This is a genomic window from Lentzea kristufekii (assembly GCF_033949925.1).
Classification (GTDB): Bacteria; Actinomycetota; Actinomycetes; order Mycobacteriales; family Pseudonocardiaceae; genus Lentzea; species Lentzea kristufekii.
The window spans coordinates 114153-139365 of record NZ_JAXAVV010000005.1 but is presented as its reverse complement, the minus strand read 5'-3'; the positions used below and the strand labels follow the sequence as shown (position 1 = coordinate 139365).

The window sequence follows — 25213 nt, the reverse complement described above, 5'->3', positions numbered from 1 at the left end:
AACCCAGGCGGCAACGGGCTGTGAAGCAGAAAGTCAACCCGCGAGGGAAGAATCTCCTTGCTTCAGCTGGGAGAGATGTCAACAGGTTCTAGTCTGTCCCGATGGGGACGCTCAGCCAGGACCAGCTCAACAGAGCACTGATCGAACGCCAGATGCTGCGCGAGCGCGCCGGCATGAGCGCGCTCGCCACCATCGAGCACCTCTTCGGCATCCAGGCGCAGGAACCGAAGTCGCCCTACCTCGGCCTCTGGACCCGCCTCCGGAACTTCCAGCCGAAAGAGCTCGAAGACCTCCTGACCAACCGCGAAGCCGTCCGCATGCTGCTGATGCGTGGCACGATCCACCTGGTCAGCGCACGGGACGCGCTCGGCCTGCGCCCCCACACCCAGCTCAAGCTCGACCGCGAACTGCAGAGCGGCCCGTTCGCCGCCCGCCTGAAGGGCCTCGACTTCGACGAGATCGCCGAGGCGGGCCGCAAGATCCTCGACGACACCCCGCAGGGCACCGCGGACGCCGGCAGGCGACTCAAAGAACGCTGGCCCGACCGCGAGCACACCGTCCTGGGCAACGCCCTGCGCAACAAGCTCGCCCTCGTCCAGCTCCCGCCGCGCGGCCTGTGGCACAGCAGCGGCAGGGCCGTCTGCACGACCGTCGAGAACTGGCTCGGCAGACCGCAGCAGGCCATGGACAAGGAAGAGCTCGTCCTGCGCTACCTCGGGGCTTTCGGCCCGGCCACCGTCATGGACGCCCAGCAGTGGTCCGGCCTCACCAGGCTCGCCGAGACGTTCGCGGCGCTGCGCCCGCGGCTCGTGACGTTCCGCACCGAGGCGGGCAAGGAGCTCTTCGACCTCCCCGACGCCCCGCGCCCCGACCCGGACACCCCTGTCCCGGTGCGGCTTCTGCCCGAGTTCGACAACATCCTGCTCGCCCACGCCGACCGCAGGAGGGTCATCGCGGACGACCGGCTCGGCGTCGTCATCGGCGGCAAGCCCACGGTCCTCGTCGACGGCTACGTCGTCGCCACCTGGGCCATTTCCAAGGAGCGCACGATCTCCGTCGACTACATCGACCAACAGCCGAAGAGCAGGCAGAAGGCGGTCGCCGAGGAGTGCGACCGCCTTCGGGACTGGATTCGAGGCTAGGCGCTAGGCGGCGACCTCGACGTGTGCGCCGTCACCGACGACCAGCCGGTGCTGGCGCGCCGAGCCGACGCGGGCCCGGCGCCCGATCAACGACGTCTCGATGCCGGACACGTTCTGCACGGTGGCCTCGTTCAGCACGATCGAGTCGGCCAGCCCGGAGTCGACGATCCGGCAGTCCGCCCCGATCGACGTGTACGGCCCGATGATCGACTCCTCGACCAGCGTCCCGGCACCGATGATCGCGGGCCCGACGATGCACGACCGCACCACGCGCGCACCCTCCTCGACCACGACGTCACCGATCAGCCGCGACTCGTCGTCGACGATGCCCTGGATGTCGGTCCGCAGCCCCATCAGCAGCTCGCGGTTGCACTCCAGCACGTCCTCGACCTTCCCGGTGTCCTTCCAGAACCCCGAGTACATCCGAGCCCGCACGTCGCGTTCGTGCGTCACCAGCCACTGCAGCGCGTCGGTGATCTCGAACTCGCCGCGCCACGACGGTTCGATCGCGTCGACGGCGGCGTGGATCGCGGGTGTGAAGAAGTAGACGCCGATCATCGCGAGATCGCTGCGCGGCTCCTGCGGGTGCTCGATCAGCCGCGTCACGCGCGAGTTCTCGTCCACCTCCGCGACGCCGTACAGGCGCGGGTCCTCCACCTTGTCCACGAGCACCTGCGCGGACGGCCGCAGCCGCGCGAACTCGTCGGCGATCTGGCCGATGCCCTCGACGAGCACGTTGTCGCCCATGTACATCACGAAGTCGTCGTCACCCAGGAACGGCCGGGCGATCCGCACGCAGTGGGCCAGGCCCAACGCCACGTCCTGCTGGATGTAGGTGATCGAGACACCCAGGTACGAGCCGTCGCCGAACAGCTCGGAGATCTCCTGCGCACCCTCGCCGACGACGATGCCGATGTCGGTGATGCCGACGTCCCGCAGGTTCTCCACGACGTACTCGAGCACCGGCTTGTTCGCGATGGGGACGATCTGCCGAGGCAGCGAGCATCCGGCCGGGCGCACGCCCGCGGACAGCACAAGGGCTTTCATAGGTCCTCCACCGCGACGGAACAGTTCGGGTGGCTACGAGGCTGCGTGCGGGCGCTGGACCGGAACTGGAGAACTGTCAGAACACCAGAAAGGGGCCGTGCGCAAGATGTTTGCGCACGGCCCCTTTCAGGAGGTAGGACTACTTTCCCAAATGTCTACTTGTCAGACATCGGGGTGCCCGACGGAGGGGTCGGCATGTCCCCCATCCGGCCGCCCACGGTCTGCGGCATCTCCTGCGACGCGCGCGGCATCGGCGACTGGGTCTGCGCCTCGTCCTGCACGCGGGTCAGCCAGCCCTCCCAGCGCGCCTGCATCGGGCGGACCAGGCCGCCACCCACACCGATGACGATCACGCCGGCGACGGTGGCGAGCACGGCGATCAGGACCGGCATGGTCACCGAGATCGCGATGCCCAGCTGGTTGAGCGCCGCGATGATGCCGAGCGCCATCACGAAGCCGTAGGTGATGTTGCCCATGAGCTTCGTGTACGAGCGCTGACCCAACGCACCGGTGACGAGACCCTTGAGCGCGGTGCCGATGGCCGACGCGACGATCACGAGCACGATCGCCACGACGATGCGCGGCAGGTACGCGATGACCTCGTTGAGCAGCGTGCTGACCGGGTTCGAGGCGCCGAAGACGCCGAACGCCAGCTGCAGCGCGATGAGCAGCACGAAGTAGTACACGATCTTGGCGATCAGGGCGGACGCGTCCATCGACGACTGCCGCATAGCGCCGTTGAGGCCCGACTTGTCGACGAGCTTCTCGAAGCCGACGCGCTTGAGAAGGAACTGAACACCCTTGGCGAGCGCCTTGGCGATGAACCAGCCGATGACCAGAACGAGCAGGAAGCCGAGCAGCTTCGGCACGAACGTGGCGACCATGGCCCACGCCTGGCCCAGGCCCTCGGTGATTTGCGAGCCCACGGGCCCTCCTAGAACAAAGTTGCGGTGAGTGAAGATCAGACGAGGTGATCGTTTCGTGGATCACACCGCTCCACAACTCCGACACTGCTACACGAAAGGGTGGCTGACGTGGATTTTTGTCGCAATACAGTCCAGAGTGGAACTACCGGTGGGGACCGGGGAGAGGGAAGCGCCCGCCACGCTCCGTGGCGGGCGCTTCCACATGTCTAGGGTCGTGCGGAGAAGCCGCGGCCGTCCAGATAGGCCTGCATCCCCTCCGGTGACAACGCCGGGGCGGCGCCTCCCCGACCGTCCTTCGGCACGTCGGGCCGGGGGTCGCCGGTGCACTCGGAACTGCTGCCCGGCAGCGCCCCGTCGACCAGGTACCGGTTGACCTTGTCGTCGACGCACTTGTTGCCACCGTTGTAGAGGCCGTGCTTGCCCTCGTCGGTGACGGTGATCAGGTTGTGCCCGAGGCGCTGCGCCATCGCCGGCCCGCTCGCGTACTGGGTCTGCGTGTCACCCTCGGACTGCACGACGACGCCGATGGGGTAGCCGCTGCGCCCGATCTTGACCGGCGGCTCCGGAGGCGTGAACGAGCGGAACGTGCACGTCATGGGCGCGGCCCGCACGATGCCGAAGCCGTACGGGTAGCGCTCGCGGAACATCCGCATGTCCTCGTAGTAGTTGTGCAGGTCGGTCGGCCAGTCCGACTCGCAGGTGACCGTGTCGAAGACACCCGACCGCAGTTCTTCCAGACCGGTCCGCGCGAGCACCTGAGCGGCCTTGGCGCCCTCGGCGTTCACCGGCTTCTCCCCCGACCGCAGCTTGGTCACGATCGACGCCAGGTCCGACCACAGTGGACGGTAGCGGGCACCGACACCCATCGCGCCGTCGAAGGAGGAGCGGTTGTGCTCGCCGACCGGCGTCACGTGCAGCTTCGCGGCGACCTTCTCGACCTCGGCCAGCACCTCCTCACGCGAGCGGCCCAGCCCGAACTTCTCGTTGCGCTCTCCGGCCCATGTCGCCCACGTCTCGACGTCCTTCCGGTAGGCGACGGCCTGCTGGCGGAACTGCTCGTGCCAGATCCACTCCGGGTGCACGGCCGAGTCGAGCACGCTGCGGTCGAGCCGGTTCGGGAACAACGTCCCGTACACCGCGCCCAGGTACGTGCCGTACGAGTAACCCAGGTAGTTGATCTTCGATTCGCCCAGCACGGCCCGCACGACGTCCATGTCCCGCGCGGTGTTCGCGGTGCTGATGAACTGCCGGATCCCGCCACTGGACTTCTGACAGGCCTCCTCGGCCTCGCGCGCCTCGGCCGCCCACTTGCCGAACTCGCTGTCCGCGGGCCGCGACTCCGGCGCGGCGATCGCGGGCGCGGTGCGGCAGTTCAGCGCCGTCGACCCGCCCACACCGCGCGGATCGATGCCGATCACGTCGTAGACCTGGGCGAGTTCGGACTTCGCGAGGAACAGCGGCAGGCCGAGCCCCGACCCGCCGGGTCCACCCGGATTGGTGAACAGCACGCCACGCCGGCGATCGGGCGCCGCGGCCTTCTTGCGGCTGATCGTCAGGTTGATCCTGTCGCCGGCCGGTTTGAGGTGGTCGAGCGGCGCGATGAGCGTGGCGCACTCCAGCTCGGCGAGCTTTCCCTCGCACGGCGCCCACTTGACCGGCTGGGCGTGGAATTCGGCGAGCGGGTCTGGTGGATCGGCGGCGGCGGTCGCGCTCGTGGTCAGGAGAGCGACGCCGCCCAGGACGAGTGCCGGGAACCTACGCAAGACGAAACCTCCGAGCCGGGCGAACTAAACCTCTGCTGCCCGAAGGTATGGCGGTTCATTCAGGTACATGGGTTCTGTCACCCATCCCGGTGATGTCACCTCGGTAGCCCTAAGCTGCGGGTATGACCAGCAGCAAGGCCAAGGAGGAGCACCCGCCGACGCTCTCCGCCCGCACCATGCGCAAGATCGAACGCGCGTCGGGCTCGCTCGCGACCGCGAGCGTGGCCGAGATGGAGCGGCGCCTGCCGTGGTTCGCGCGGATGCCCGCCGACCAGCGCGCGAGCGTCCTGCTGCTGATCCAGAACGGCGTGGCCGGGTTCGTGGAGTGGCTGCACGACCGGCAGCAGGCGATCCGGCTGACCGCGGACGCGTTCCGCAGCGCCCCCAAGGACATCTCCCGCTGGGTGAGCCTGCGTCAGACCGTCGAGCTGGTCCGGATAGCGCTGGAGCTGTTCGAGGAGCAGATGCCGCTGATGGCGGCGAACGAGGCGGAGCGCGCGCTGCTGATGGAGGGCGTGCTGCGGTACGGGCGCGAGATCGCCTTCTCGGCCGCCACCTCCTACGCGGCCGCCGCCGAGGCACGCGGTGCCTGGGACGCGCGGCTGGAAGCGCTGGTCGTGGACGGCGTCGTGCGTGGCGACCCCGAGGAGTCGCTGCTGTCCCGCGCCGCCGCGCTCGGCTGGGACCCGGCGCTGGAAGCGACGGTGCTGGTCGGCAACCCCGGCGGGGAGGACCCGCCCGCGATCATCTACTCGGTGCGCAGCAAGGCCGCCCGCGCGGGCCGTCCGGTGCTGCTGTCCGTGCAGGGCTCACGGCTGGTCGTCGTGCTCGGCGGCCCGACGGAGACCGGCGAGGACGTCCTGGGCCGCATCTCCGAGGGCTTCGGCGAGGGTCCGGTCGTGGCAGGGCCCACCGTGGCCAGCCTCGCCGAGGCGCATCGCAGTGCGAGCGACGCGCTGAGCGGGCTGCGCGCCGTCGTGGGCTGGCCCGCCGCCCCTCGCCCCGTCCGCTCGCTCGACCTGCTGCCGGAACGGGCACTGGCCGGTGATCCGGAGGCCGAGTGGCAGCTCGTCGACAGGGTCGCCCGGCCGCTGGAGGACGCGGGCGGCGCGCTGCTGGAGACCGTGGACGCGTTCCTGGAGGTCGGCGGCGTGCTGGAGACGTGCGCGAAAAGACTGTTCGTGCACCCGAACACGGTCAGATATCGCCTTCGGCGCGTTCAGGAAATGACGGGAAGAAATGCACATGACGCTCGAGACGCGCTTGTGCTTCGCGTCGCATTGTCTGTAGGACGCCTAGCGCGGTCCCGTGGCCTGTGGTAGCGATCGGCCTGTGACCGACTTCGCACACATCCGTTAGGGTGAGGGCCAAACGACCCTCCACTGCGCTGAGCTGGACTTACGTCGCGGAGCGTTCACTTGACCGACACTTTTGTAGGATCTCTACAAATACGATCGCAGTACTTCGTTCTTCACAGCATGGGGTACCGGTGGGTCCACCAGCTTTAGTAATCGACGTGATCGCACTCCTCGCGCCCGGACAAGGGTCCCAGACGCCCGGCATGCTCGCCCCCTGGCTCGAACTGGAGGGGGCCGAGAAGCAGGTGCGCACGTGGTCGGAGATCACGGGCCTGGACCTGGTGCGTCTCGGCACCACCGCGGAGGCCGACGAGATCGTCGACACCGCGATCACCCAACCGCTCGTCGTGGCTCTCGCCGTGCTCGCGTTCGGTGAGCTGCGCCGCCGCGTCGAACTGCCCTCCGCCGTGATCGTCGGCGGCCACTCGGTCGGCGAACTCGCCGCCGCCGCGGTCGCGGGTGTCATCAGCGCCGACGACGCCGTCGCCCTGGCCGCTGTGCGCGGTGCGGCGATGGCGCAGGCGTGCGCTCTGGAGCCGACCGGCATGGCCGCGGTGCTCGGTGGCGACGAGCCGGAGGTGCTCGCGCGCCTCGAGGAGCTCGGCCTCGTGCCCGCCAACCGCAACGGCGCGGGCCAGATCGTCGCGGCCGGTCCGCACCCCGCGCTCGACGAGCTCGCGGCGAACCCGCCGGGCCCGGCGAAGATCCGCAAGCTGGCGGTCGCGGGCGCGTTCCACACCAAGTACATGGCGCCTGCGGAAGACGCAGTGCGCGCGCGTGCCGCCGAAGTCACCACGCACGACCCGTCACTGCCGCTGGTGTCCAACAAGGACGGTCAGGTCGTCACCGAGGGCGCCGAGGTGCTGCGGCGCCTGGTCTCCCAGGTCACGAGCCCCGTCCGCTGGGACCTCTGCCAGGCCACCTTCGTCGAGAAGGGCATCGCCGGCTCGGTCGAGCTGCCGCCCGCCGGCGTGCTGACGGGTCTCGCCAAGCGTGCGATGAAGGGCACCGCGACTCTCGCCCTGAAGACGCCCGACCAGCTGGAGAAGGTCGCGGAGCTCTTCGACACCGTTGGAGCCGATAAGTGACAGTCTTCCAGGCCCCGCAGGCAGTGGCGGGTAGCCGCATCATCGGTCTCGGCAGCTACCAGCCCGAGACCGTGGTGAGCAACCACGACCTCGCCGCTCGCATGGACACCTCGGACGAGTGGATCCGCGAGCGCGTCGGCATCGTCAACCGGCGGGTGGCGGCGAAGGACGAGGGCGTCGTCGACATGTCCGTCATCGCGGGCAGCAGGGCGATCGAGGACGCGGGCCTCACGCCCGCGGACATCGGCGGCATCATCGTGGCGACGTGCACCATGCCGTCGACCATCCCGAACGCCGCCGCGCAGATCGCCACCAAGATCGGCATCCAGGCCGCGGCCGCGTTCGACCTGAACGCCGCGTGCGCGGGCTTCTGCTACGCCGTCGCGACGGCGGCGGACATCGTCCGCGGCGGCTCGGTGCGCAACATCCTCGTCATCGGCGCGGAGAAGCTCACCGACTGGACCCACCAGGACGACCGCTCGACCGCGATCATCTTCGCGGACGGCGCGGGTGCCGTCGTGGTCGGCGCCAGCGACACGAACGAGATCGGCCCCGTCGCCTGGGGCTCGGACGGCTCGATGTCCGAGGTCATCAGGATCGACGACCGCGACTCGTTCATCCACCAGGAAGGCCAGACGGTCTTCCGGTGGGCCACCACGCAGGTCGCCCCGGTCGCGATCCGCGCGGTCGAACTCGCGGGGGTCGAACTGTCCGATGTGGACGTCTTCGCCCCGCACCAGGCGAACCTCAGGATCATCGAGGCGATCGCCAAGCGCCTGCGCAAGAATGGTGCGCGCGAGGACCTGAAGGTCGCTCGAGACATCGTCGAATCCGGCAACACCTCCTCGGCCTCGATCCCCATGGCGCTGGACCACATGCGGGCGGCGGGCGAGATCTCCTCCGGAGACGTGGTGCTGATGGTCGGTTTCGGCGCGGGCCTGTCCTACGCGGGGCAGGTGGTCCGGTGCCCGTGAGTACCACCCCGAGTTTTTCCATCGTTTCAATCGAAAGGGAACTTCAGTGAGCGAGAACGTCCTGTCCGGCCTTGCCGAGATCGTCGAAGAGGTCGCCGGCGTTGCCGCCGACGACGTCACCGCTGACAAGTCCTTCGTGGACGACCTCGACATCGACTCGCTGTCGATGGTCGAGATCGCCGTCCAGGCTGAGGACAAGTTCGGCGTGAAGATCCCGGACGACGAGCTGGCCAACCTCAAGACCGTTGGTGACGCGGTGAACTACATCACCAGCAACAAGTGACTTCGGGCATCGAGGTCGTCATCACCGGGCTGGGTGCCACCACCCCGCTCGGTGGTGATGTCACGTCCACCTGGGACGCCCTTCTGGCCGGCAAGAGCGGGGTTCGCCCCATGACCCACGACTGGGTCGAGAAGTACGACCTGCCGGTCAAGATCGCGTCGCAGCTCGTGGTGGACCCGACCGAGGTGCTCCCCCGTGTAGAGGCACGCCGCCTCGACCGCTCCGAGCAGGTCGCCATCGTCGCGTCCCGCCAGGCGTGGTCCGACGCGGGCCACAACGACGACACCGTCGACCGCCAGCGCCTCGCCGTGATCATCGGCACGGGCATCGGCGGCGCGATCACCCTGCTGACCCAGGACGACCTCCTGGAGCAGCACGGCCTGCGCAAGGTGTCGCCGCTGACCGTCCCGATGCTGATGCCGAACGGCCCGGCCGCGCACGTGGGCCTGGAACTGAAGGCACAGGCGGGCGTGCACGCCCCGGTCTCCGCCTGCGCGTCAGGCGCCGAGGCCATCGCGTGGGCCTACCGCATGATCATGGCCGGCGAAGCCGACGTGGTGGTGGCAGGCGGCGCGGAAGCGTGCATCACGGCCATCCCGGTAGCGGGCTTCTCGCAGGCCCGCACCATGAGCACCCGCAACGACGAGCCGGAGAAGGCCTCGCGCCCGTTCGACACGGGCCGCGACGGCTTCGTCCTCGGTGAGGGCGCGGGCGTCATGGTCCTGGAACGCCGCGAGTTCGCGGAGGCCCGCGGGGCGAAAATCTACGGCCGCCTCGCAGGCATCGGCACCTCGGCCGACGGCTACCACATCACGGCCCCGGACCCCGAGGGCGTCGGCCAGTCGCGCGCCATCGCCGCAGCCCTGCGCTCCGGCGGCATCGACCCGTCCGACGTGGGCCACGTGAACTGCCACGCCACCTCCACCCCGGTGGGCGACGTGGCGGAGACCGTGGCAATCCGCAAGGCGATCGGCGACCACCCGATCCTGACCGCGCCGAAGGGCGCGCTGGGTCACCTGCTGGGAGCAGCAGGAGCGGTCGAGGCCATCGTGACCGTCCTGTCCATCCGCGACGGCATCGTTCCCCAGACCCTCAACCTGGAGAACCTGGACCCGGCCGTCACGCTGGACGTGGTCGCGGGCGAACCACGCAAGATCAAGCTGGACGCGGCGGTGAACGACTCGTTCGGGTTCGGCGGCCACAACGTGGCCCTGGCCTTCACCCCGGCCTAAGCACGACAGCACCACCACAAGGCCCCGGCCCGCGATGCGGACCGGGGCCTTGTGCTTGCCCTGCAAGGGGTTCGGGCACGCTCGCGCAGGGGTCCCCTCGGGTTGAGGCTCCCCCGCGACCCAACCTAGTGAGCAGGTCTGACAGTCCAGCGAGGACGACGAGGACAAGGCACGCGCAGGGCGGGGAACGCAGGGCCGAGGCCGCAGGTACGGCGAGGGTGGGGCAAGGACCGAGAACGCGGGCCGGGCGAGGGTGGGGCGGACACGTGCCGGGCGCGGCGGGCCGTGCTCAGGGCGTGGTGGGCCCAGAGCACGGCAGGGCTGGGGCGGGCTCGGGCTGAGTTCAGAGACTGGGACTGGGCAGGGAGTCGTGTCGGCTGGGTCGCGTCACGGCAGGCCGGGTTGCGCCGGGGCCGGGTCGTGTCAGACCCGGTCGTCTCGTGTCGAACAGGTCGGGTCGTGTCGGACAGGTCGGGTCGGGCCGTGTCGGGTTGGCAAAAACGCAACCACAAGCACGCAACCGCAACCCACCTACGAACACCAAACCGCCGGACGCCAACGAAACAGGGGGACGACCCACCCAACCGACGCGACGCCGACGCCGACGCCGAAGGCGAAGTCGAAGGCGAGGTCAGCACTTCTCCATCTGAGGGTTCCGGTTCTCCGGCGCCTCATCCACCTTCAACACCCCACCCTCCCAGACCAACACATAAACCACCCGCCACCGAATACACCGCTCCGGCAAGGCAGGCGGAGCCTTGGCAACGTCCTGAGTGGACACGAACGAGATCAACACCCGCAACCGCCGAGAAACCACATCGGACTCGACCCGCTGCACCACCACCCCACCATCCCGAGTGGTCTCATAGGCAGCAACCCACCCGGCCTCAGGCGTGGAAGAAACCCGCCGAGCCGACACCACTTCACGCCACCCGGCGAAGTCGAGCGCGTTGATCGAGTCGAAGTAGGCCTGCAGCACGCGCTGCACGGCGGTCCGATCGGGATGGGTGAACGAGTCCGGGCTCAGCCGGACCTCCGAAGACCCGGGCAACGGCCCCGCGACCGACGAGGACGCGACGGCCGGCGCTCCCCGCGCCTCCGCTGGGCGCGAGTACACGGTCCTGCCCACCATCCCTGCCGCCACCGCCGCGCCGGTGATCACGACCACGGCCGGCACCAGCCAGCGGCTCGCCACGCTCCCCACACGCGCAGCCTAGCCGCACGACACGCGGGACAGCAGAGGGCCGTTCACAAAACAGGCTGCGTTACATCGAAACACGAAATTTCACTCGAACGATTACATCACATGCGTATTTAGCAAGTTGGATGTAGCAAGACAATGTTTGATACACAAAAGCCGATGGGCAATCTCATCCTACGAATGAGTACGAATGGGGGTCTCCGTACCGCCATTCGGCCGTACCAAACACGCAATAGCAGCCAAACAAGGCTTCACCCGGAAAGAGCAGCCAACACAGCGCGTAAACGACGGTTGTCCCCACCTAACTATACGTAAGCATCCGTCTGGAATACCGCAGCTCAGCGGCGTGCAAGATCAGGAACGCGGCGGTGCCGTTTAGTGGAAGCACTGCTCGCCACCGCCCAAGCACATTTGAGCAAACATCTCAACCGGGTGAGATGGACCCAAACCTCATCACTGCGAGTGATATACGCACCGGTAACCAATGGTCTTTCGGCCACGAACGGGCCACCCATATGACTCGAACGGCGGATTCCCCATAGGCGCGTGATTGTGCGGAGATATGACGCATCAAAGAAAAAGCAAACGAGTCGAGGAGGGGAATTCGGTGGACCTCAGATACGAGGCGTACTGCTTCGCCGATCGGCAGTTCTACGATCTGCAGAGCAGCACCGAAAGCACTCCCAAGGACGACTTCTCGACCGAACTGCCCGCGCTCCCTCCCGACTGGACGACGGTGGAGCGCAACGTGTGGCGGCACCACCACCCGAAGGGGGTGCTGCTTCCCAACGAAGGGTGGAAGATCCACGTCTCCGCCGGCCTCGACAACGCCGGCCAGGTGCTGAAGGCCACTTACGACTACTGCGTCGAGCGGCGAATTCCCTTCAAGTACCTGCAGACGATCTCGATCGTCCTGGCCCGCAACTCGAAGTACGCGCCCCGCGAAGGCAGCGGCAAGCTGGTCACGATCTACCCGACGGACACCGTGCAGCTCGAGACGATCTGCACCGAGCTGGCGCGGGTGCTCGACGGCGAGCACGGGGCTTACATCCTGAGCGACCTGCGCTTCGGCAAGGGACCGCTGTACGTGCGCTACGGCGGGTTCGCCGAGCAGTGGCTCGAGGTCGACGGGCAGCAGGTGCTCGCCATCGCCGGGCCGGACGGCGCACTCGTCCCGGACAAACGCAAGCCGGTGTTCAGCCTCCCCGAGTGGATCGAGCTGCCCGCCTTCCTGAAGCCGCACCTGGCCGAGCGCAACGCCGGCGACGCCGAGAAGTTCCCGTACCAGATCAAGAGCTCGCTGCACTTCTCCAACGGCGGTGGCGTCTACCTCGCGACGCGCAAGAGCGACGGCAAGGAGGTCGTGCTCAAGGAGGCTCGGCCGCACGCCGGGCTCGACCGCGAGGGTCGTGACGCCGTGGCGCGGCTGGAGCTCGAGCACGAGATCCTCACGAGGCTGCACGGCATCGACGGTGTTCCCGAGGTGTACGACCGCTTCACGGAGTGGGAGCACCTGTTCGTGGCCATGGAGTTCATGCCGGGGCGTTCGCTCGGGCAGTGGCTCGGCCACAACTACCCGTTGACGCACAGGGACACCACCGACGAGCTCCTCCGGAACTACCGCACGAGGGCCGAAGCGCTCATCGCCAAGGTCGAGGACCTGGTGGGGCGGGTGCACGAACGCGGTGTCGTGTTCGGTGACCTGCACACGATGAACATCCTGGTCGGCGAGGACGACGAGGTCTCGCTCATCGACTTCGAGCTGTCGTCGACGATCGAGGACGTGCACCGGCCGACGCTCGGTGCGCCGGGGTTCCAGGCGCCGAACGACCGCGAGGGCTTCGACATCGACGCCTACCCGCTGGCCGCGCTCAAGCTGTGGATCTTCATGCCGCTCAACGCGGTGCTGGAGCTCGCGCCGGCCAAGCTGCGCCAGCACGTGCACGTCGTCGCGGAGCGGTTCGGCCTGAGCGAGGACTACCAGCGGCAGATCCTCGATGTGCTCACACCGCGCGTCGACCCGCCGGCCGATCCCGCGTTCACCGCGTTCGACGACGAGAACCCGGACTGGACGGTCGTGCGCAAGGAGATCGCCACGGCGATCCTGCACAGCGCGACCCCGCACCGGAAGGACCGCCTGTTCCCCGGCGACATCGAGCAGTTCGAGACCGGCGGTGCGGGCTTCGGCCACGGCGCCGCGGGCGTGCTGCACGCGCTCGCGGAGAGCGGCGAGGGCCGTTACCCCGAACACGAGGACTGGCTGATCAGGTCGGTTCGCACCGACCCGGCGAAGCAACCCGGCTTCTTCATCGGCGCGCACGGCATCGCGCACGTGCTCGAGAACTTCGGCCACCACGACGTCGCCACAGAGCTCGTCGAGAGCTACGCCCCGCTCGTCCGCACCACGCAGGACCACGGGCTCAGCGCCGGCCTGTCCGGCATCGGCCTCAACCTCCTGCACTTCGCGGAGTCGCGCGACGACCAGAACTTCGTCGCACAGGCCGTGGAGCTGGCCGAACGGCTCGCGAAGCAGCTCCAGCAGGCACCACCGCCCGGTGACAAGGCGAAGGCGGGTCTGCTGCACGGCTGGTCCGGTCCCGCGTTGTTCTTCCTGCGCATGTTCGAGCACACCGCGCAGCCGCGCTGGCTCGACCTGTCCGAACAGGCGCTCGAACGCGACCTGGCCGAGACGATGGTCGCGCTGGACGGATCGCTGCAGGTGCGCGACGGCACGTTCCGAAGCCTGCCGTACGTCGGCATCGGCGGTGCGGGAATCGCGTTGGTGCTCACGGAGTTCGCGAAGGTCGCGCCGGAACGTCCCTGCGTGGCGAAGCTTCCCGAGCTGCTCGGCGGCTGCACCGGCGAGTTCGTGATCCAGCCCGCGTTCACGCTGGGCAGGGCGGGACTGATGGCCACACTGGCCCACGCGACCAGGCACCGGCCGGACGAGCGCCTCGAACGCTCCGTCCAGCAGCACCTCAAGGCACTCGGCTGGCACGCGGTGCGCTACGGCGGAGGGCTCGCCTTCCCCGGTGTGCAGCTGCGCCGGCTCTCCATGGACCTCAACACCGGCGGCGCGGGCGTCCTGCTCGCCATCGCCTCCACAGTGGACGGACGTTCACCGCTCCCCTTCCTCGGAAGGGCCCAGGCCCCGGTCCTCGCGGACCGGTAGCAAGAGATCGATCCCTCGAAACTAGGAGACAGTCATGGGCTTCATCCTCGACATGCAGGACCTCGAGACCCCCGAGGCGCCGAGCAACGCGATGGCGTCGGGCAGCGGTGGCGGCGGTGGCGGCTCCACGACCGCGTCCAACGCGTCGCTGCTGCTCCCCTGCTCGCACAGCACCGTCAGCCTGCTGGCCTGCTGACCTGCGCCTAACTGAAACACCGCGGTGAGTGAGCGGCATAGGCGAAGTATGCCGCTCACCCGCCAACTGCAGGGCCCGGCAGCCGGCCAGCTGTCGGGCCCTCGCTCATGATGCGCCACCGTGACCCTCCGGAGGAACAGCCGATGGCCAGACCAGGCGACGCCCTGCTGTTCTCCGTCGTCCGCCGCGACCACCGCCCGTGGTTGCTGATGCTCAACGCCGCGGTCGCCACGACCGGCGGCCTGCTGCTCCCCGCCGCACTCGCCGACGCCGTCGACATGGCGCTCAGCGGCACGTTCGTGCTGTTCACCGTGGTGTGGCTGCTCCTGCTGGCGGCGACCGAGATCATCGGGGACGCGATCGGCATCGTGCTCGCCGCGAGCACCGCCAGCCGTGCCACGGCGTGGCTGCGCCGCAAGCTCTCCAGGAAGCTGCTCGACCTCGGTCACCCCTCCCCGTTCGCCGCCGGTGACGCGGTGAGCCGGGTCACGGGTGACTGCGGCAACGCGGGCGGGATCGCGGTCACGCTGATCACGCTCGCCGTCACCGCCGTGTCCTCGGCGGGCGCCGTCGTCGCGCTGGCGTTGCTGGACTGGCGGCTCGCGGCGGTGTTCGTGCTGAGCGTGCCGCTGGCGGGCCTGCTGATCCGCACCCACATGCGCATGACCGCCGACGACGTGCTGACCTACCAGGAAGTGTCGGGCGAGGTGTCCGCGCGGCTGCTCGACTCGGTGTCCGGCCTGCGCACGATCGCGGCCGCCGGCATCGCCGACCGCGAGACCGACCGCGTGCTGGAGCCGCTGCCCCGGCTCGCCGCGGCCGGCGCCGGCATGTGGCGCACCCAGGCCAAGATGATGTGGCGGGCCGGGTTGTTGCTGCCCGCCGTCGAGATCGCCGTGCTCACCGCCGCCGGTTTCGGTGTCATGGAAGGCAGGCTGAGCACCGGTGACGTGCTCGCCGCCCTCGGTTACTCGGCACTCGGCATGGGCATCGTCGGCCAGATGACCCAGCTGACCGTCCTCGAACGGACCCGCGCGTCCGCCTCCAGGATCGTCGAGGTCCTCGACGCGAAAACACCGGAACGCCCTGCTCCCAAGCGGTCCAACGGCGTCATCGAGCTGCGGGACGTCAGCGTCGGCGAAGCGCTGCGCGACGTGAACCTGATGATCCCGGCCGGCACGTTCGCCGCGGTCGTCGGCAGCTCCGGCGCCGGCAAGTCGACGCTGGCGGCGGTGCTCGGCGGACTGTCCGCCGTGGACGCCGGGGAGGTCTCCGGCCACGACGCGGTCGGGTACGCGTTCGAACGACCGGCGTTGCTGGGCACCACGATCGGCCGTTCGATCGGCTATGGAACGGACGCGGACGAGATCCAGGTCAGGGACGCGGCCGTGGCCGCCCAGGTGCACGACGTGCTGATCCGTCTGCCGCAGGGCTACGAGACGCCGGTCGCCGACGCCCCGCTGTCCGGCGGTGAGGCGCAACGAATCGGCCTCGCCCGCGCGATCATCCGGGATCCGGACGTGCTCGTGCTCGACGACGCCACCGCGAGTCTGGACACCGTGACCGAAGCCAAAGTGGACAAAGCGCTCACCACGGCACTGCCCGGCCGGACCCGAGTCGTCGTGACGCACCGCGCGGCGACGGCCGCGAGGGCAGACCTCGTGGTGTGGCTGGAAGACGGCCGCATCAGGGGCACCGGCACCCACCAGGAGCTGTGGAACGACGCGGACTACCGAGCCGTGTTCACCGGAGGCGAGTGATGCGTTTCTACCTCTCGACGCTGGCGGGACATCGCCGAGGCGTCCTGGTCCTGCTCGGCTGGTCGCTGCTCGAAGGCATTCCCGCGTTCTTCGGCGGCAGGTTCGTCGGCTCCGCCGTCGACAAGGGCTTCGCGGCGGGAGATCCGCTGGCCGGCGTGCTGTGGCTGCTCGCGTTCGCCGCCCTCGCGGTGGTGGGCGCGCTGGGCCAGCGGCAGGTGTTCGCCCGGCTCGGCTCCGTCGTCGAACCGATGCGCGACGCCCTGGTCGCACGGGTGGTGAACGGTGTGCTGAACGACCCGTCGCACCGCCGCACCCCGGACGCCAGCGCCGTCGCCATGATCACCCGGCACGTCGAGGTGGTCCGCGACGCCACGGCGGGCGTGCTGGTGCAGGCTCGTGCCCTTCTGGTCACGACCCTCGCCGCGCTCATCGGGCTCGCGACCACGGCGGCCGCGCTGATCTGGCTGGTCGTGCTCCCGATCGTGGCCGCGCTGGTGCTCTTCGGCCTGATGCTCCCCTCGCTGGCCAAACGGCAACGCGACGCCGTGATGGCGGACGAGCACACCGCGGAAGCGTCCGGCGCGGTGCTGACCGGCCTGCGTGACGTCGCCGCCTGCGGCGCGGCCGCCGAGGCGTACGGGGACATCGCGAAGCAGATCAACCTGCAGGCCAAGGCCACGGTCACCGTCGCGTGGGCGAACTCGCTGCGCGCCACGGTGATCGCGTTGGGCGGCTTCGCTCCCATCGCCCTGCTGGTCGCGTTCGCTCCCCCGCTCGTCGCGTCCGGTCAGCTCACGAAGGGCGCGGTCCTGGCGGCCGTCGTCTACCTGACCAACAGCGTGAACCCCGCGCTGCACGGCCTGGCCCGCACCACCAGCACGGTCGTGATGCGGTTGATGGTCGCACTCAAACGACTTCAGGAAGCGGCACCACGCACCGACCGGGACGTGGGCACCGAGACCCCGTCCAACGGCGAGTTCGTGCTGCGGGACGTCACGTTCGGCTGGAGCCCGGACGCGGAACCGGTGGTGCGCGGCCTGTCGCTCGACCTGCGTCCCGGCGACCACCTGGCCGTGGTCGGCCCGTCCGGCATCGGCAAGTCCACAATGGCCAGTCTGCTCACCGGCCTGATGGCACCGGACGACGGCTCCGTCCTCTTCGGCGGCGCGCCCGTCGACCGGGTGACGCCGGCGGTCCGGCACCACGCGATCGCACTGATTCCGCAGGAGACGTACCTGTTCACCGGCACTGTGCGGGAGAACCTCACGCTTCTGGCACCGTGGGCGACCGATGAGGATCTCGTCGACGCGGTGAAAAAGGTTGGCGCCAAACCACTTCTGGACGGGATCGGTGGTCTGGACGCGGCGCTCGGCCACGGCGGGGAAGGACTTTCCGCTGGTGAGGCCCAGCTGCTGGCACTCGCGCGGGTCTACGTCACGTCCGCGAGCGTCGTCATCCTCGACGAGGCGACCTCACATCTGGATCCCGCCGCCGAGGCCCGAGTCGAACGGGCTTTCGCGGAGCGGAACGGAATTCTCGTGGTGATCGCGCACCGGCTGAGCTCGGCGCTGCGAGCGAACCGGGTGCTGGTCATGGACGGCGGCAGGCCGTTGCTCGGCACCCACGAGCACCTGCTCAAGACGTCCCCGCTCTACGGGCAGCTCATGCTGGCCTGGGATCCCACGCACCGAGAAGAAACCCCGCTGCCCAAACGGTGAGCGGGGTCCACTCAGGACTCATCCGACGCGGTGCAGCCACGTCACCGGAGCGCCGTCGCCCGCGCGACGGAACGGTTCCAGCGCGTCGTCCCACGCGGCACCGAGCAGTTCGTCGACGCCGTGTGCGAAGGATTCACCGCCACGAGCACGAACCGCGAGTGAACGCAGCTGGTCCTCGTTGACGACGATGTCGCCGTTGGCCGAGGTTCTGGCGTGCCAGAGCCCCAGAACGGGCGCGAAGCAGAAACGCTCGCCGTCCTGACCTGAGGACGGTTCTTCGGTCACCTCGAACCGGAGCATGGGCCACGCGCGCAGCGCAGCCACGAGTTTCGCGCCGGTGCCGGCGTCGCCGGTCCATGCGCATTCAGCGCGCAACTGGCCTGGTGCCGCTGGCTGCGCTGCCCACCTGAGGTCTACCCGGACACCGAGGGTGCCCGAGATCGCCCACTCGACGTGCGGACAGACCGCAGACGGCGACGAGTGGACGTAAACCACGCCACTGGTGCTGCCACGGGTGCTCACTGCTGACCTCCGCTACTCGACGAGGGACGTCTTCCCCTACGCCTTTGCCGAGTGAGGTGATCACCGCGAAACCCGTTCGCTGCATTCTGCCTCGACTTGAGGCATGTCCGCCATAAGAACCAGCTCGATCATCACCCGACCGGGGCAGATACAGGTCTTAAGTCCCGATCTCCCCGGCCGAGCGATGCCTGATCGTGATCTACAGAGCGTTTACCGCGGCGACCACGTCGACCAGACCCGTGCCCTTGTCGAACGACGAGGTGTAGAGGCCTGCCGGCTGGTAGCCGGTGCCGTACTTGTACGCCGTCGACTTCAGCGCCCGCTCGATGTCGGCGGGGGTCGCGGAGGGCTTGGCCTGGAACAGCTGTGCGACGATCCCGGCGATGTGCGGTGCCGCCATCGACGTGCCGCTGATCGTGTTGAACGTGCCGAGGTCGAGCAGTCCCGGCCCGTTCTGCGGCGCCAGGCCGGTCGCGCAGATCGGCAGGTAGAGCCGGCAGGACGAGGTGATGTTCTCGCCCGGCGCCGAGATGTCCGGCCACGTCGCGGAGTTCGTGGCGAGACCGCGCGACGAGAAGTCGGACAGGGCGCCGTCGCGGGTACCGTTCTCCTGGTCGTTGTAGGAGGCCACCGAGATCACGCCGGGGGTCGGGTCGACGCCGGGCGGGTTGGACAGGTTCGCTGAACCGTCGCCGCCGTCGTTGCCGTTCGCCCAGACCACGACGACACCTTCGGCCACCAGCTGGCGCTGCAGCTTCACGGTCACCGACTCGGGGTCGAACGCACCGCCGCCAGATGGACCATAGGAGTTGTTGATCACCTTGATCGGCGGGCACGCCGAGGCGGGCACACCGGCGCCGCAGGGAGCCCGGTGGTTCTCCAGCACCCAGTTCAGCGCCGCGTCGGCGCCGAGGATGAGGATCGCCGCGCCGGTCGAGATCACGACGCCCTTCGCACCCGGCGCCGCGCCGCGGATCACCGGGCCGCCGGTGGTCTGCACGTCGCCGCCGATCGCGATGCCGGTGACGTGCGTGCCGTGGCCGCCCAGCGACGTCGTGTCGGTGTCGAGGAAGTTCGGCACCGGCACGATGCAGTTCGTCTGGGTCGAGCCGTCCAGGCACAGGCTCTTCAGGTTGCGGACGATCCGGCCGCCGAACGACGGGTGCGTCGGGTCGACACCCGAGTCGATCACCGCGACCGACACGCCCGCGCCCGTGAGCCCGAGGCTGTTGCGGGCGTCCAGGCCGCGGGTCGCGGTGTGCGAGGTCGAGCCGAGGAACTTGATCGGCTTCTGGACCTCGACGCGCGTCACGCCCGCCTTGGCCCTGGCGGAGGAGATCTGCGCGGAGTCGCCCCGCGCGGCTACGACGCCGATCTTGCGGAAGCTCGTGAGCTTCTGCAGACCGGCGGCCTCGACCGCCTGTTCCGCGGCGGCGATGTCGGCTCCGTGGACGTAGACCGTGGAGGCCGGTGCGGCCGTCGCGACAGGGGATGCGACGGCCACGAGCAGTACGGCGAGCGATGCAGCGCGTTTGTACATGGACCCTCCGTGAACATTGGCAGGCAATCCATCTAACGAGTGATCCACTTATCGGTGACGGCCATCACCGAATGTCTCGACCGAGTGCGTTTGGGCGACCCCGGACCGCTACGGTGTCCCCCCGTGCGGAAAGGTAGGGACTCGTGCGGCTGATCCGTCTGGGCGCTGAACCCTCGGCCATTGGGGCGGACATCCGTGCCGCCCTCACGGCGTGGGGCGCGGGTACCGGAGTTCTGGGTGGTATCGCGCTGATCGGCGTCCAACCACCTGACTGCCCGATGCCGCTGGACGCGATCGTCGTGCTCCCCAAGGGTGTTCTCGTGATCGTCGGCGTCGACCTGCCCGATCCCGGGATGAAGCTCGAGGCACCGCTCGGCGGTCAGTGGAAGATCGACGGCTGGCCGCTCGTCGCCAAGGACGGCACGGCGAACCCGGCGACGGAGGCCGTGGCGGCGGCGACCGCGGTGGCGCAGCGGATCCAGGCGATGCGCGCGGAACCGCTTCCGGTCAGCACTGTCGTGGCGGTCGGCCCGTTCGTGGGCCAGGTCGTGCAGCCGACGGTCGACCTCAACCGCGGCGTGCGGGTGCTGCACCCCAAACCGTCCACTGTGCTCAGTGCGGCCCGCGAGCTCGCGACGTCGACGGTGCCCTGCACGGCGGACCACGCGGCGAAGCTCTTCGCGATCCTGCAGAACACCGGCTCGCCGCCGGACGCGAAGGCGTTCATCGAGGAGGGTTTCAGCGACGCGGTCTCCCCCGACCTCGCGGCCGCCAGCACGATGCTGATCCCCAAGGCGCAACTGCAGCAGGTGATCGGCCGCAAACGCTTGCCAGGCAAGCTGACCTGGCTCTATCTCGCAGCAGCCGCACTGCTCGCGCTGATCCTCGTGGTGTGGCTCGTGGTGGCGTTGCCCGGCGACGACAAGCCGGCCGACGCCACGCCCGCGCCGACATCCGCACAGCCGACGACGGTGGTCGTGGACGGCACGACGTTCGTGCCGAAGGAGATGAAGAAGGACCAGGAGTGCCAGGCGCAGGCGTTCGGCGACGTGAAGGCGTGGCTGATCGCGAACGACTGCGGAGTGCTCCTGCGCGCCACCTACGAGACGACCGTGCAGGGCAAGCAGGTGACGGTGCTGGTGGCGGACATGGACGTGTACGACGCCCCCAGCGCGAAGTCGTTGCACGCGGTCGTCGCGCTGCCGGGGTCCGGCGGTGTGCACGGGCTGGACGGCAAGCCGCTGGAGAGCGCGGCGTTCGCGAACGGCACCAAGGGCAGCCACGTGACGCTGGCGTTCGCGGTGTGGACGGGCGGCGCGGGCGACCCGACGCTCGACCCGATCGCCAAGCAGGCGTTGCGACTGCCCACCACCCGGTAGCAAGGTGGAGGGCATGGTCGGACAACTTCGTTCTGTCGTACTCGACTGCCCGAACCCCTCCGAGCTCGCGTCGTTCTACGAGAAGCTGCTCGGCGCCGAACGCCTTCCCGGCGACGACGAGACCTGGGTCGTGATCGTGGCGAACGGCACGCGGCTCGCGTTCCAGCTGGCCCCCGAGTACCAGCCGCCCACGTTCCCCGATCCGCACGGCTCGCAGCAGTTCCACCTCGACGTGCTGGTCGAGGACATCGAGGAGGCCGAGCCGAAGGCGTTGGAGCTCGGCGCACGGTTGGTGCAGAAGGACAACGACGACACGTTCCGGGTCTACTCGGACCCGGTCGGGCACACCTTCTGCCTCGTGTGGCTTTCTTGATCGAGGCCTAGTCTGGCGGTCATGGACTTCGACGTCATCGTCATCGGTGGTGGCCCCGTAGGTGAGAACGTGGCCTGGCGGACGGCCGCGGGTGGCCTGTCCACCGCCATGATCGAGAAGGAACTGGTCGGCGGCGAGTGCTCGTACTGGGCGTGCATGCCTTCCAAGGCGTTGCTGCGGCCCGGTCACGCGCTCGCGGCCGCCCGCCGCGTGCAGGGCGTGAACGCGGGTTCGCTGGACGCGAAGGAGGTGCTCGCGCGGCGCACGGGCTTCACCTCCGACTGGGACGACTCGGGCCAGGTCAAGTGGGCCGAGTCGGAGAACATCCACGTCATCCGCGGCGAGGGTGAGGTCACCGGCGAGCGCGAGGTCACCGTGGGCGGCGAGGTCCACCGCGCCCGTCAGGCCGTCGTGGTGTGCACCGGCAGCGTGCCGAAGATGCCGCCGCTGGAAGGTCTCGCCGACACTCCCGTGTGGACTTCGCGCGAAGCCACGTCGGCGCGGGAGGTGCCGGAGTCGCTCGTCGTGCTCGGCGGTGGCGTCGTCGGTGTCGAGATGGCGCAGGCGTGGGCCCGGTTGGGCTCCAAGGTGAAGCTGGTGGTGTCGGGTGACCGGCCGCTGCCGAAGTTCGAGGAGTTCGTCGGCCCGCTGGTCGTGGAGGGCCTCGAGGAGGACGGCGTCGAGGTGCTGCTCAACGGGCGCGCCTCGTCGATCAAGCCGGGCGAGCTGACGTTGCAGGACGGCCGGGTCGTGCAGGGGTCGCACATCCTCGTCGCCACCGGGCGGGTGCCCGCGACCAAGGACGGCAAGCCGCTGACCATCGACGACTCCTGTCTGGTGTCCGGCGTGGACGGACGCTGGCTGTACGCGGCCGGTGACGTCACCGGCCGGGCGTTGCTGACGCACCAGGGCAAGTACCAGGCCAGGGCGGCCGGCACGGCGATCCTGGAGCGGTCCCGCGGGTTCGAGCCGAAGCAGTGGTCGGCCGGGCAGGCGTGGGCGGACCACGTGGCGGTGCCGCAGGTCGTGTTCACCGACCCCGAGGTGGCGTTCGTCGGGCACACCGCGGCGGAGGCACGGGCGGCGGGGCGTGAGGTCAGGGTCGTCGACCTGGACATCGCGGTCGCCGGGTCGTCGCTGCACGCGGACGGGTACAAGGGCAAGGCGCGGATGGTCGTGGACGAGCGCACGCGGACGCTGGTCGGCGTCACGTTCGTCGGTCAGGACGTCGCCGAGCTGCTGCACTCGGCCACGGTCGCGATCGTCGGAGAGGTCACCGTGGACCGGTTGTGGCACGCGGTGCCCTCGTACCCGACGATCAGCGAGGTCTGGCTCCGGCTGCTCGAGGCCTACGGCCTCTGAACCGGGTCCTGGGGTCGTTCCAGCACGGACCCGAGCATCCCGGCGAGCAGTTCGTTCGCCGTGCCGACCACGTACGCGCGGTCGTCCTCGCCGACTCGTTCGGCGAGCTTGAACAGCGCGTCCGCGGTCTGCACGGCGATCCGGAACGTCAGCATCACCGGGGCGTCGCCGTGGGCGCCGAACCGGTTGACGAACATCTCCGCCAGCCGTTCGGCCATCAGTTCGTACTGGTCGACGCTGGAGTCGAGGCGGTGGCTGTCCAGCATGTCGCTGAACCGCACCCGCCCGAAGCCGGGCAGCTCGTGCAGCATCCGCATGTACACGGCGACGACCTGCGTCATGGCCTCGCGCCACGTGTCCGCGATCAGATCCGCGGTGAACAACTCCTCCACTTCGCGGAGATAGGTCTCCATACCGCGAAGCGCGAGGGTGTGCACAACGGATCTTTTGTCGGGGAAGTACTGATAGAAGGAACCAATGGGCACTCCGGCCACGTCGACGATGCGAGCCGTGGTGATGTCGTCGTAGTCGTATTCGTTCAGCAGGCCCGCGCAAGCGTCGAGGATCGCGGAAACAGTTGCCGCGCCGCGCTGTTGCACAGGCTGCCGACGCATCACCCTGGCTAATCTGCCTTTTGCCGGATCTTCATGCACGCCGACATCTTTATCCATAAGAGCGCTTGAGCCCAAGCACAGGTTCCTGACAGGTTTCAGCCTGGATCTCCGCGGCGTTTGCGATGAACCACCCAGGCGAAGTCCACGACGCACACGACGGCGAGCAGCAAAAGCACCACGCCGAGCCAAACGAGGTCGGCTCGCAGCGCCAGCCACCCGGCCACCGAGTTGAAGACCAGGCCGAATCCGGCCAGCCACAACCTCAGGGTCAGCGCACTGCGCGGAGGCGCAGGGGGTGGCAGGTAGTCGCTCACCTCATCCGGTTTCCCGCAGCAGCTGCGTCTCAACCGGCCTGAGCCGTCGCGGCGGTTTCGTCACGTAGGGGCGAACGAGACGCGTCAGGGCCAGGCCAGGAGCGATCAGCGGGACCACGGCGGTCAGCACGGCGGCGGTGATGCCGGCCCGCACGACGTCCTGGGGCATGACGGCGACGCGGTCGACGACGAACGCACGCCGCCCGGTGATCGACACGGCCGCCAGGACGAGCAGGAACACGACCATGCTGAGGATCGCCCGCCGCACCGCGTGCTCGTACCCCGCCGCTTCGCCTGCGACCAGCACCGCGAACCACCCGGCGAGAGCGGGCAGCTGACCTCGTTCGGTGGTGGCCGCCCAGCTCAGGCCTCCCAGCGTGGCGAGCCAGGCGAGGACGTCGGCACGCTGCTGAGCCCATAGGGATGCCGAATCGAGGGGAATGCCGGTCCAGGTCAGCAGACCGAGCGGGCTGAGGGGATCGGCGGCGAGCTGGCCCAGCACCCAGGCCAGTGTCCACGCGGACAGCAGCACGGCCAGGACGAGTTGCCACCGGGGCCGGCGCACCACGCACTGGGCGAGCCGGACGATCTCCGCACGCGTCATACCCCCACCTTGCCGCCCCCTGGTGGTTTGTGGAGAAACGTCACCCCAACGCTCACCCTGTCGGCCCTCGTCCGGGCGCTTTCATCACGCAGCGCAATCCACGATCGGGGGACAGATCTTTCCTAGACTGAGGGACATGAGCATTGATCAGCTTCTGCGTCTTCCCAGCTACCTGATGCTCGGGCTGGTGCGCGAAGCTCGCCGGATCGGCCGCGCGGACCTGCGCGGGCCTCACCTGACGGTGCTCGCCTACCTGTCCGAGCAGGAGGCCGTGGCGCAGAAGCGGATCAGCGACCGGGTGCGGATGGACCCGAGCGACCTCGTGTCGGTGCTCGACGCCCTGGAAGAGCTCGGGTTCGCGCAGCGCAGACGCGACGAGAGAGACCGGCGCCGGTTCACCGTGTCGATCACCGAAGGCGGCAGGAGGGCGCTGCACGAGCGCCTGGAGGCGGCTCGGGCGCACGAGGAAGAGCTGCTGGCGCCGTTGACTCCGCACGAGCGCGATACGTTGGCCACACTGCTGCGTAAGGCGTACCTGCATCACGCTGATATGCGTGTAGATTAGACAGTCTGCGCTCAGCGACCCAGCGCGGGCAGGACAGTGCGAATCGGAATAAAAGCCGACGCCGCATGATATCGAGAAAT

Annotated in this window: 24 protein-coding genes; 15 read left to right on the top strand and 9 right to left on the bottom strand. The window is 68.9% G+C overall.

From position 1 onward, the window contains the following. Positions 1-101: 101 nt before the first annotated feature. Positions 102-1142 (top strand): winged helix DNA-binding domain-containing protein, encoded by a 1041-nt coding sequence (locus SK571_RS12205; protein ID WP_319984159.1) that lies wholly within the window; start codon positions 102-104, stop codon positions 1140-1142. A 3-nt stretch (positions 1143-1145) separates the two neighbouring features. On the opposite strand, the gene SK571_RS12200 is transcribed toward SK571_RS12205, so the two are convergent. The 3 genes from SK571_RS12200 to SK571_RS12190 all read right to left on the bottom strand — a co-directional run bounded on the left by SK571_RS12200 (position 1146) and on the right by SK571_RS12190 (position 4878). Beyond that, a complete protein-coding gene (locus tag SK571_RS12200; RefSeq protein ID WP_319984158.1) occupies positions 1146-2189 on the bottom strand; it encodes a glucose-1-phosphate thymidylyltransferase in 1044 nt (347 codons plus the stop codon). 155 nt (positions 2190-2344) lie between these two features. Beyond that, on the bottom strand, positions 2345-3115 hold the full coding sequence (locus SK571_RS12195; protein ID WP_319984157.1) for a mechanosensitive ion channel family protein: 771 nt from the start codon (positions 3113-3115) through the stop codon (positions 2345-2347). Between the two features lie 206 nt (positions 3116-3321). Beyond that, complete coding sequence (locus SK571_RS12190) at positions 3322-4878, bottom strand: alpha/beta hydrolase (RefSeq protein ID WP_319984156.1); 1557 nt, start codon at positions 4876-4878, stop codon at positions 3322-3324. Positions 4879-5000: 122 nt separating this feature from the next. On the opposite strand from SK571_RS12190, the gene SK571_RS12185 reads away from it, so the two are divergent. The 5 genes from SK571_RS12185 (at position 5001) to fabF (ending at position 9813) form a co-directional block, all read left to right on the top strand. Then, positions 5001-6200 carry a PucR family transcriptional regulator gene (locus SK571_RS12185; protein ID WP_319984155.1) on the top strand — a complete coding sequence of 400 codons (1200 nt, stop codon included), beginning with the start codon at positions 5001-5003 and terminating at the stop codon, positions 6198-6200. Between the two features lie 194 nt (positions 6201-6394). Continuing rightward, positions 6395-7324, top strand: coding sequence for an ACP S-malonyltransferase (locus SK571_RS12180; RefSeq protein WP_319984154.1), 930 nt, complete (start codon positions 6395-6397; stop codon positions 7322-7324). After that, positions 7321-8298, top strand: a complete 978-nt coding sequence (locus SK571_RS12175; RefSeq protein ID WP_319984153.1) for a beta-ketoacyl-ACP synthase III — start codon at positions 7321-7323, stop codon at positions 8296-8298. Before SK571_RS12180 ends, SK571_RS12175 begins: the two co-directional genes overlap by 4 nt. A gap of 46 nt (positions 8299-8344) precedes the next feature. Further along, positions 8345-8581 (top strand): acyl carrier protein, encoded by a 237-nt coding sequence (locus SK571_RS12170; protein WP_030474507.1) that lies wholly within the window; start codon positions 8345-8347, stop codon positions 8579-8581. Beyond that, the gene (gene fabF, locus SK571_RS12165; RefSeq protein ID WP_319984152.1) at positions 8578-9813 is read left to right on the top strand and encodes a beta-ketoacyl-ACP synthase II; all 1236 of its coding nucleotides are present in this window, start codon (positions 8578-8580) and stop codon (positions 9811-9813) included. The genes SK571_RS12170 and fabF overlap by 4 nt, the downstream gene beginning before the upstream one ends. Positions 9814-10444: 631 nt before the next feature. On the opposite strand, the gene SK571_RS12160 is transcribed toward fabF, so the two are convergent. Next, positions 10445-10801 (bottom strand): hypothetical protein, encoded by a 357-nt coding sequence (locus tag SK571_RS12160; protein WP_319984151.1) that lies wholly within the window; start codon positions 10799-10801, stop codon positions 10445-10447. Between the two features lie 19 nt (positions 10802-10820). Here SK571_RS12160 and SK571_RS12155 point away from each other — a divergent pair, with 19 nt between their 5' ends. The 5 genes from SK571_RS12155 to SK571_RS12135 all read left to right on the top strand — a co-directional run bounded on the left by SK571_RS12155 (position 10821) and on the right by SK571_RS12135 (position 17860). Further along, a complete protein-coding gene (locus tag SK571_RS12155) occupies positions 10821-11030 on the top strand; it encodes a hypothetical protein (protein ID WP_319984150.1) in 210 nt (69 codons plus the stop codon). A gap of 591 nt (positions 11031-11621) precedes the next feature. Beyond that, complete coding sequence (lanKC, locus tag SK571_RS12150) at positions 11622-14186, top strand: class III lanthionine synthetase LanKC (RefSeq protein ID WP_319984149.1); 2565 nt, start codon at positions 11622-11624, stop codon at positions 14184-14186. A gap of 34 nt (positions 14187-14220) precedes the next feature. Further along, the gene (locus SK571_RS12145) at positions 14221-14382 is read left to right on the top strand and encodes a SapB/AmfS family lanthipeptide (RefSeq protein WP_319984148.1); all 162 of its coding nucleotides are present in this window, start codon (positions 14221-14223) and stop codon (positions 14380-14382) included. A 143-nt stretch (positions 14383-14525) separates the two neighbouring features. After that, positions 14526-16142 carry an ABC transporter ATP-binding protein gene (locus SK571_RS12140; protein ID WP_319984147.1) on the top strand — a complete coding sequence of 539 codons (1617 nt, stop codon included), beginning with the start codon at positions 14526-14528 and terminating at the stop codon, positions 16140-16142. Continuing rightward, on the top strand, positions 16142-17860 hold the full coding sequence (locus SK571_RS12135) for an ABC transporter ATP-binding protein (RefSeq protein ID WP_319984146.1): 1719 nt from the start codon (positions 16142-16144) through the stop codon (positions 17858-17860). Before SK571_RS12140 ends, SK571_RS12135 begins: the two co-directional genes overlap by 1 nt. An 18-nt stretch (positions 17861-17878) precedes the next feature. On the opposite strand, the gene SK571_RS12130 is transcribed toward SK571_RS12135, so the two are convergent. Together SK571_RS12130 and SK571_RS12125 are read right to left on the bottom strand one after the other, a co-directional pair. Further along, a complete protein-coding gene (locus SK571_RS12130) occupies positions 17879-18382 on the bottom strand; it encodes a DUF3145 domain-containing protein (RefSeq protein WP_030474501.1) in 504 nt (167 codons plus the stop codon). Between the two features lie 199 nt (positions 18383-18581). Continuing rightward, a complete protein-coding gene (locus SK571_RS12125; RefSeq protein ID WP_319984145.1) occupies positions 18582-19922 on the bottom strand; it encodes a S8 family peptidase in 1341 nt (446 codons plus the stop codon). 143 nt (positions 19923-20065) lie between these two features. On the opposite strand from SK571_RS12125, the gene SK571_RS12120 reads away from it, so the two are divergent. Genes SK571_RS12120 through SK571_RS12110 form a run of 3 tightly spaced genes read left to right on the top strand, consistent with a single transcriptional unit; the run spans position 20066 to position 23036 of the window. Beyond that, the gene (locus tag SK571_RS12120) at positions 20066-21301 is read left to right on the top strand and encodes a hypothetical protein (protein ID WP_319984144.1); all 1236 of its coding nucleotides are present in this window, start codon (positions 20066-20068) and stop codon (positions 21299-21301) included. Positions 21302-21314: 13 nt separating this feature from the next. Then, positions 21315-21674, top strand: coding sequence for a VOC family protein (locus SK571_RS12115; RefSeq protein WP_319984143.1), 360 nt, complete (start codon positions 21315-21317; stop codon positions 21672-21674). Between the two features lie 21 nt (positions 21675-21695). Continuing rightward, entirely contained in the window at positions 21696-23036 is a 1341-nt protein-coding gene (locus tag SK571_RS12110; RefSeq protein ID WP_319984142.1) for a dihydrolipoyl dehydrogenase family protein, read from the top strand. On the opposite strand, the gene SK571_RS12105 is transcribed toward SK571_RS12110, so the two are convergent. The 3 genes from SK571_RS12105 to SK571_RS12095 form a co-directional block, all read right to left on the bottom strand. Continuing rightward, positions 23024-23650 (bottom strand): TetR/AcrR family transcriptional regulator, encoded by a 627-nt coding sequence (locus tag SK571_RS12105; RefSeq protein WP_319984141.1) that lies wholly within the window; start codon positions 23648-23650, stop codon positions 23024-23026. The two genes, SK571_RS12110 and SK571_RS12105, sit on opposite strands and share 13 nt — an antisense overlap. Positions 23651-23745: 95 nt before the next feature. Further along, the gene (locus tag SK571_RS12100) at positions 23746-23964 is read right to left on the bottom strand and encodes a DUF6343 family protein (RefSeq protein WP_319984140.1); all 219 of its coding nucleotides are present in this window, start codon (positions 23962-23964) and stop codon (positions 23746-23748) included. Between the two features lies 1 nt (position 23965). After that, entirely contained in the window at positions 23966-24568 is a 603-nt protein-coding gene (locus tag SK571_RS12095; RefSeq protein ID WP_319984139.1) for a hypothetical protein, read from the bottom strand. 136 nt (positions 24569-24704) lie between these two features. Here SK571_RS12095 and SK571_RS12090 point away from each other — a divergent pair, with 136 nt between their 5' ends. Then, entirely contained in the window at positions 24705-25133 is a 429-nt protein-coding gene (locus tag SK571_RS12090) for a MarR family winged helix-turn-helix transcriptional regulator (RefSeq protein WP_319984138.1), read from the top strand. Positions 25134-25213: the final 80 nt, after the last annotated feature.